The organism is Promicromonospora sp. NPDC060204 (genome assembly GCF_042728455.1).
Lineage (GTDB): Bacteria > Actinomycetota > Actinomycetes > Actinomycetales > Cellulomonadaceae > Promicromonospora.
In genome coordinates, this window is record NZ_JBHWZO010000271.1 from 1 (window position 1) to 7,963 (window position 7,963).

The following is a 7,963-nucleotide window of genomic DNA, read 5'->3' on the forward strand; positions in this document are numbered from 1 at the left end:
CTAGTCCGACCACCCGGCTGACTCGGCGGATTCAACCGGCCGGGTCAGTGGGGTGGTGACATACCTTCCGGGAGGTACAGCTAGCGGAGCAGGGCCGACTCCGGGGTGACGGCGATGACCACCGCGCCCTGCGCGCAGCGCGCGAGCAGGTCCGCGGGCCAGCCGTCCGTGAGCGGCACCGTCTCGACGTCTCCGCCGGCCCCGGTGTCCGTCCGGCCGCCCCCGTCCGCGCCGTCGCCCGGGCGCAGGCCCGTCACGCGCGCCGTCCCGCCGCGGCCCAGCCGATCCCGGAGCGGCTCGGGGCGGTCGAAGAACGCGTGCGTCGGCGCGTTGGAGTCCAGCGCGTCCGCGAGCCGTTCCAGGTCGCGGGCCGCCAGCCGCAGCGCGGGGGCCACCCAGGCGGCGTTCTCGGTCACCATCGCCTCGGTGCGCCGCGGATCGGTGAACCCCACCCGGGTCCCGTCGCGGAACGAGCCCGCGGCCAGCCGCAGCGCGACGTCCCGGACGGGCGCGCCCGCGACGGCGCCGAGGAGCTGGTTGGCCAGCACGTGCGGCACGTGGGACACGAGCGCGACGGCCTCGTCGTGCAGGTCGTCGGTCAGCACCGCGGCGGTCCCGCCCAGGGGGCCCGTGACCAGCCGCAGCACCTGCAGCAGCCGGTCCGGGTCGGTCGCCGGGGTCACGGTCACCGCCCACGGGACACCTTGCATCAGCTCCGCCGACGACGCCGCGAAGCCGCTCTGCTCCGTCCCCGACATCGGGTGCGCGCCGACGTACCGCTCCCCCAGCCCGGCCTCGGTCACCGCGTCCCGCACGGGCCCCTTCACGGATCCGACGTCGGTCACCGTCGGGTCCCAGCCCGGCTCGTCCGACAGCGCCTCGGCGAGCTCCGCCGCCACCGACCGCATGGCGCGCAGCGGCGCGGCGAGCACCACGACGTCGGGCCGGTTCGCGGCCAGGTGCGCGACGTCGTCGGCGATCGTAAGGCCCGCCGCGCGCGCCTCGCCGCCCGAGGCGGGGTCCGTCGCGACCACGGGCACGCCCGCCGCCTGCAGGGCGCGGGCGAGCGAGCCCCCGACCAGCCCCAGCCCGACGACGCCGACGCTCACCACAGCAGGCCCCGCTCGCGGTCCTCGGCGGAGTCGTTCGCCGACACGGAGCCGACCGGCGCGTGGTCCGGGTCGAGCACACCGTCGAGCGCCCGGAAGCCCGCGCCCGCCGGGAACAGGCCGAGCGTCTTGAGGGAGTCGCCGGCCGCCAGCAGGTCGCTCAGCATCTCCCGCGCGCCCCGGTCCCACGGCGCCTCGTCGAAGGTCACCACGAACGCGTACTTGCTCTCCTGGGCCTTAACCGGCCGGGTGATCAGGCTCGACATGTTCACGCCCCGGTCGCCGAACGCCGCGGTGATCCGCGCCAGCACGCCCGGACCGGTCACCGACGGGGTGATCGCCAGCATCGTCTTCCACTCCGTGGCGCCCGCGTCCCGCGACCGCGCGAGGTGCGCGGCGGCCGCGCTGCGCCGGGTCAGCACGAGGAACCGGGTGCGTCCGCCCCGGAAGTCCTCCACCGCCTTCGCGTACGTCTGCAGCCCGTACAGCTCGCCGCAGATCGTGGGCCCCAGGGCGATCGTCCCCGGTCCGGCGTCGCGGCAGGCCGCCGCGTTGGACGACGCCGGAGCGGTCGCCAGCCCCGTGCCGGTAACGAAGCCGGAGCACTGCGCCAGCCCGTGCGGGTGCGCGGACACCTCCGTCAGGTCGCCGTGGTCCGGCCGCACGAACGCGTCGAACGACACGTCGATCGCCACCTCGTCGACGGCCACGACGTCCGCGCTGGACAGCAGCGCGTCCAGCGACGGCACCACGTAGCCCTCCACGGAGGACTCGATCGCGACCACGCCGACGTCGGCACCGCCGGCAGCCACGACGTCGTGCACGTCCTTGACGGTGTCCAGCGGCTCGGCGGCCACGTCGTCGCCGGGACTCCCCGCCGAGGCGCCCGAGGGCGCGGGCCGCCGCGCCCACTCCAGGGCCGCCTGGTGCGTGAAGGTGCCCTCCGGGCCCAGGTAGGCCACCCGGGTGCCGCCCGCCGGGCGGCCGCCCGGCGCCGTCATGCCCATCGGGGGGTCAGCGCGTCCGGCCCGGGCACGAACGTCTCGCCCGGCAGCACGGCCAGCGTGCGGTGCGCGACGCCGCGCTCGGTCAGCGACTCGACCAGCACGCTCAGCGTCTGCGACGTGGGGCAGGAGAACGACGCGAAGAACACGTGCGGCCCGCCCGACGACGGCTGGCTGCGCAGGTGGTCGAGGTCGAGGCCGGCGTCCGCGATGACCGCGAGGGTCGGCTGCAGCGAGCCGAGGTGGTCGTCGGCCGGGCCGAACGCGAGCCACACCTGGGCCGGTTCGGTGAACGGGGGCCAGTCGTCGCGGGACTCCAGCAGGCCGTACCAGACTGGGCCGCCCTCGGCGAGGGCCGCGCTGTCCGGGAGCTCCGCGAAGCCCGCGGGCACCCGGGAGCGCTCGATCACCAGGGACCCGCCCTCGCCGGCGAGCGCGACGCGCTCCTCGACGCTGGTGCGGGTCGGCACCAGGCGCGGGCTCACCCCGAGGCCGCGCAGCACGCCCGCGCAGTCCCGCATGCCCGCCTCGTCGATCACGACCTGACCCACCGTGGCGTTCGCCCCGACCCAGACCCACTGGCCGGGCACGGCCACCGCCGACGTCACGATGAGCGACGGCGCGCCCTCCAGGAGGGCGCGCTCGAGGCCCGGCGCCGGGTGCTCCGGGTGTCCCAGGTGCACCACGGCCGCCAGGGCCTCGATGCTCGCGACCGTGGCGAGGGTGTCCGCCGTGGTCCCGAGGTCGAGCAGCTCGACCGGGTCGTTCCATCCCGCCATCCGCGCGGCCAGCACCGCGTGCGCGGGAGACTCCCGCTCGCTACGTCCAAGCATGTGCCGAACCTACCGCCGCGGAGGCCTCAGAGCCGCACCGTCAGTCGCACACGACGGGGTTGTCGGGGTTGTAGGAGTGGTTGAACGAGTTCTCCTTGACGACCTTGCCGTCGTGGAGCACCTTGCGCGAGATGGTCACGGAGAAGCCGTCCTCGCCGCCCGGGTAGGCCTGGCAGTCGGCCGACGAGTCGTGGATCGTCGTCTTGGGGACGATGTTCCGCTTCGCGCTCGTGTTCTCCTGCACCGTGTAGTACTTGGTGCTCCAGATCCGGACCGTGAGCTGGTTGCCCGACACGTAGGCCTGCATGACCGCGCCGTACGGGGTGTCGTTCGTGAACTTCATGTCCTTGGCGCCCACGTAGATCGTGGCCTCGCGGCCCGCGGGGTAGCGCGGGAACCAGTAGGAGTGCGCGTGGTGCTCGACGTCCTCGTACCCGGCGAAGAAGCCCGCGTTGAACGACGTCGTGGCCATCTGCGACAGACCGCCGCCCACCGCCTCGACGTGCTCGCCGTTCTCGACGACGCCCGCGTCGAAGTACCCGTTCTCCAGCGTGATCGGGGCGAGCGCCTCCAGCAGCGAGAAGGTCTCGCCCGGCTTGATGAGGTTGCCCGTGACCATCTGCGCGCCGCGCACCAGGTTCTGGGTGCGCACCTGCTCGTTCGTCAGCGGCGTGCTGAACTCGGAGACGACCTCCTTGACGCCCAGGGCCTCCAGCGACTCGACGGTGTCCTTGGGGTCCTGCTCGACGAGCTCGACCGACGTCTCGCGGTCGTCACCCGTCGCGGCGATCCGCACCGCCTTGCCCGCCTCTGCGGGGTCGAGCGTGGTGCCGGTCTTGCCCGCGACCACGGTCGGCTTGCCGCCCGCGAACTCGAAGTGGGCGTCGGACGGGACCTCGAGCAGGTTCGTCGTGGCGTCGACGATCGCCGCGACGGTCGCCTCCCGGTCCACGATGGTGACCAGCTGGTCGTCCTTCTGCTCGAACCGGATCAGCCCGGAGAGCACCTGCGGCGAGAGCTGCGGCTGCTGGCCGCCCACCGAGACCGTGACCGGCGCCGAGACGATCTTCTGTGCGACCGCGAACTGCTTGTCGGTCTGCGCCTGGGTGATCACCGGGTCGACCGGCTCGACCGGCAGGTCGAACGGCCCGTCCTGGTGCAGCCAGCGCGCCTTGATGATCCGCGCGGTCTCGCTCGCGACGATGCGCGAGCCGTTCTTCGCGTCCGTCTTGACGGCCTGCCCGTCGACGAACGCGACGGTGCCGTCCACGGGCTCCACCGCGAGCGACTCCTCCAGGCCCGCGACCGCGGCGTCGAACTTCTCCGAGTCGATGGCCAGGACCAGCTCCTGCTCGTCACCGCCGAACGCGTGCGCCCACATGCGCGCCGGGCTCAGCGAGAAGCCCGTGAGCCCCGCCGTCGTCGCCTCGGCGTCGATCGCCAGGCCGCTGGGCTCCGGGGAGAGCTGGGCCTTGCCCTCGCCCGCCGTGAGGTCGATCGGCTCCTTGAGCCGCGGGCCGAGCTGCTCCGTCAGCGCGGACGCCGCCTCCGCCTGCGTCATGCCGCCGACGTTCACGCCGGCCACGGTGGTCTCCTTGGGCACCGTGTCGCTCACGCCCCACGCCGCGAAGGCGTAGATCGCGAACAGCACGACCGCGCCGAGCACCGAGAGCAGGGCGATCTTGGGGCCGCGGCTCGGCGCGCCGTCGCCGGCGAGACCGAAGAAGCCGTCCTGACCCGCTGCGCCCGGGCCGTTCGGACCCGCGGGGCCGTTGGGACCGCCGGGCGCGCCCGGGCCGCCAGGACCCTGGGGGGCGGACGCCGCGAGCGGCGTCGCCTCGGGGCGCACCGGCGCCCACGGGCGCGCGACGCGCTGGATCGCGCCGGTCAGCGGCTTGAGGAACGGGATCTGGCTGGATTCGGCCGTGGGCACGGCGCCCGGGTCCGACGGCGCCGCGCCGGGGCGCGGGGCGAACGGCGGGACCGACGGCGGCGCGGAGGCCGACGTGGTGCCCGACTCGGTGCTGGTCGTGGCGTCCGTCCTTGCGTCGGGTGCGGCGGCCGGCGTGCCCGCTGCTGCTGTTCCTGCCGCCGCGGCAGCCGCAGCAGCGGCGCCGGTCTTGGGCGGGCGGTCGAACGCGAAGACGCGCGGGGTGTACCCGCTGCGCGGCTTGGCGGCCTTGGTCGGCGGCGTCGCGAGCTCCGCGACGACGGTCTGCAGCACGGCGACCTGGTCGGTCCCGTCGGCGTCCGCCGCGGCGGGCTCGGCCTGCGCGTCGGGCTTGGTCGCGCCGGCAGGCTTCGCGGTGTCGGCCTTCGGGGCGCCCGGCTTGGCGGTGTCGGCCGGTGCGGCGTCGGGCTTCGTGGCCACGGGGTTCGTGGCAGGGGGGTTCGTGGCAGAGGGCTTCGTGGAAGCGTTGGCGCTGGTCGCGGCGGCACCGGCCGCGGCGGCACCGGCGGCAGCGGCGGGGTTGCTCGGAACTGCGGGCCTGGCCGCGGCATCCGCCGCGTTCTGACCGGCGGGCCCGGCCGCGGCGCCGGACGTGGCCGGCGTCGCGGGCTTGGCTGAAGCGTCCGACGCGCCCTGAGCAGCAGGCTGAGGCTGAGCGACGGGCTGGGCCGGAGCAGCAGGCTGCGCGGGAGCAGCCGGCCGTGCCGGAACAGGCGGCTGCGCCGGAGCGGGGGACCGGTCCGCCGCAGCGGATCCCGTCTGAGCAGCGGAGCCCGTCTGAGCGGCGGACGTGGTCGCGGCGTCCGAGGCGCGCGAGGTGACGGGCTTGTCCTCGGCGGCGGACTGGCGCGCGGCAGGCTGGCTTCCCGCGGCGGCGGACGAGGCCTCGGGCACGCGCCCTGCCTCCGGCGTGCCGACAGGTGCGGGGGCCGCGCCGTCGGACGCGGGGCCTTCGGGCGTACGCGCGGCGGACGCGCTCGGGACCGGGGCTGCCGAGGCGGCAGGCCGGTTCGCGGCGTCGGACACGGGCGTGCTCGCGCCCGCGGACGGGACCGGCTCGCCCGGCGGGACGGCGGCGGGCGGCACTGCGCCGGCAGGAGCGCCACCGGACGGAGTCGCGGGCGGCACGACGGGCGGGACCGCGGCCGGCTTCTCGACGTCGGGCGCGACCGGGGCGGCCGCCGGGGACACGGGCTCACCCGCAGCGCCTCCCGTGCGACCAGCCGACGACGGCTCAGGGCTCGCCGGGTTCTGCGCGTTCGCGGAGCCGGACGCGTTCGCCGAGGCAGGCGCGGCCGAAGCAGGCGCGGCCGGGGCAGGCTGAGCCGGCGCGGGCTCAGCCTGCGCAGCCGGCGTTCCGGCGGGCTCGGCAGCGCCGACGGCGGGCGCCTCGACGTCCGAGGCGTCGCTCGGAGTGGTGTCGGGCACGGCGTCGCCGGGCGCGGAGGGGACCCCCGCCGGCGGTGCGGCAGGGACGGACGGGGCCTTGGTGGGCTCGGACTGTTCCGGAGCGGTCACAGGTTCGACCTTGTCTGCGGATCGGGGAACCGGCTGAACGGTCGGTCGACCGGCCGGTACTGCGGGCTGCGCGGCCTGGGCGGCCGACGGACGTGCCGGGGGTTGCGACGTAGGTCGCGGCACGCTGCCAGGGCGTTTCTGGTACAAGCGAGGCGGTACGGCCGGGGCAGGTTGAGCCCCGGCGTTCTCGTCTGATGTCGGCTCGAGCGGTTCGTCACGCTCGGTCGGCTGACCCATCGGCACGCTCCGTGCAACTACCCGAGACGCGGGCTCTCCGCGTCCCCCAGGGCGCACCTTACCCGCGGCGAATCCGCTGGACGGAGTCGCCCTGCCGGGCATCCTATCCAGCGAGAATCCTGCCCAAGGCCGCGTACTGGACGCCCCGAGGTGGAGGTTTCGTATCAATCCTGCCCACCATCCTGAAGCACCCTGCGAAGAACCGCAGAGGTCAGGCAGCGGACCGATCCCGGCGGGCCGGAACCTCGGCGAACCACGAGGACGGCAGGAAGGCGACGACGGCGAGGATCGCCACCCCCGCGTACGACCAGACCATGCCGAGCACGCCGGCCGGCACCACGACGTCGCCCCCGGAGCCCGGCAGCGACAGGGCCTGCACGATGCCGACCCAGCCCACGCCGAACCCGAGCAGCGTGCCGTAACCGGCCCAGGCGCGCGCGAGCACGCCGGCTGCTGCCGTCAGACCGAACGCGAGGATCAGCCCGAGGTACAGGGAATCGGCCCCGTACCGGTGCACCACCGTCCCGAGAGCGCCCATCACGACGCCGAGCGCGACGGCCAGAAGAGTGCGCACGATCGTTCGTCCGAGCGGGCGTCGGGAGGAGTTCACCCGAGCATTCTCCAGCATCCACCTGGGAGGACTCTGCATGTGTGGAACACTCCGCGGGTGAATACGCTCCAGGATCAGACGCAGCTCATCGTTCGACAGCGGATCCGCATGCTGGTCAACCAGTACGAGGTACGCGGCGCCCTGCCGGACGGCTCCGAGGGTGACCTCTACGCGTTCGCCCAGCAGAAGCGCATGGCCTTCCGTGAGCAGGTCACGCTCTACACCGACGACACCAAGCAGGAGTCGGTGCTCGGCTTCAAGGCCCGCCAGGTGGTCGACCTCGGCGCCACCTACGACGTCGTCGACGCGGGCGACACCCCGATCGGCACGTTCCGCAAGGACTTCGCCAAGTCGCTGCTGCGCAGCACCTGGCACGTCGAGCAGCCCGGCCTCGGTGTGGTCACGGGGACCGAGCGGAGCCTCGGCGTCGCCATCATCCGGCGGCTCGCCGAGATCGCCTGGCTGCCGTACCACTTCGACTTCACGATCGAGGGGCGGCCCGCGTTCACCGTGGAGAAGAAGTGGGGCCTGCGCGACCGGTACGTCGTGAACATCCAGGACCCGCGGCTCGACCGCCGGCTCGTGACCGCGATGGCGATCGGCCTGGACGCCCTCCAGGAGCGCTGACCGGGACGCGCCCTGGGCGCACCGTCGTCGCCCATCACCTTTGAGGCCCGGGTTTCTTCGCTTTGAGCATGCTC

7 protein-coding genes are annotated in these 7,963 nt (G+C 74.5%); 2 read left to right on the forward strand and 5 right to left on the reverse strand.

The window, feature by feature from the left end:
• Positions 1 to 80: 80 nt before the first annotated feature.
• From ACFWEJ_RS24515 to ACFWEJ_RS24530, 4 genes are read right to left on the reverse strand one after another with little or no spacing between them, the layout of a single operon-like run.
• A complete protein-coding gene (locus tag ACFWEJ_RS24515) occupies positions 81 to 1,109 on the reverse strand; it encodes a prephenate dehydrogenase (protein ID WP_377231794.1) in 1,029 nt (342 codons plus the stop codon).
• Positions 1,106 to 2,110: a prephenate dehydratase gene (locus ACFWEJ_RS24520; protein ID WP_377231795.1), complete on the reverse strand. Its 1,005-nt coding sequence runs from the start codon at positions 2,108 to 2,110 to the stop codon at positions 1,106 to 1,108. Before ACFWEJ_RS24520 ends, ACFWEJ_RS24515 begins: the two co-directional genes overlap by 4 nt.
• Positions 2,107 to 2,946 (reverse strand): hypothetical protein, encoded by an 840-nt coding sequence (locus ACFWEJ_RS24525; RefSeq protein ID WP_377231796.1) that lies wholly within the window; start codon positions 2,944 to 2,946, stop codon positions 2,107 to 2,109. The genes ACFWEJ_RS24520 and ACFWEJ_RS24525 overlap by 4 nt, the downstream gene beginning before the upstream one ends.
• A 40-nt stretch (positions 2,947 to 2,986) precedes the next feature.
• Entirely contained in the window at positions 2,987 to 5,317 is a 2,331-nt protein-coding gene (locus tag ACFWEJ_RS24530; RefSeq protein WP_377231797.1) for a VanW family protein, read from the reverse strand.
• Between the two features lie 397 nt (positions 5,318 to 5,714).
• Between ACFWEJ_RS24530 and ACFWEJ_RS24535 the strand changes: the two genes are divergently transcribed.
• The gene (locus ACFWEJ_RS24535) at positions 5,715 to 6,221 is read left to right on the forward strand and encodes a hypothetical protein (protein ID WP_377231798.1); all 507 of its coding nucleotides are present in this window, start codon (positions 5,715 to 5,717) and stop codon (positions 6,219 to 6,221) included.
• A 642-nt stretch (positions 6,222 to 6,863) separates the two neighbouring features.
• Here the strand turns inward: ACFWEJ_RS24535 and ACFWEJ_RS24540 are convergent.
• Positions 6,864 to 7,226, reverse strand: a complete 363-nt coding sequence (locus tag ACFWEJ_RS24540; protein WP_377231799.1) for a hypothetical protein — start codon at positions 7,224 to 7,226, stop codon at positions 6,864 to 6,866.
• Between the two features lie 93 nt (positions 7,227 to 7,319).
• Here ACFWEJ_RS24540 and ACFWEJ_RS24545 point away from each other — a divergent pair, with 93 nt between their 5' ends.
• Complete coding sequence (locus ACFWEJ_RS24545) at positions 7,320 to 7,889, forward strand: hypothetical protein (RefSeq protein WP_377231800.1); 570 nt, start codon at positions 7,320 to 7,322, stop codon at positions 7,887 to 7,889.
• The last annotated feature ends 74 nt before the right edge of the window (positions 7,890 to 7,963 follow it).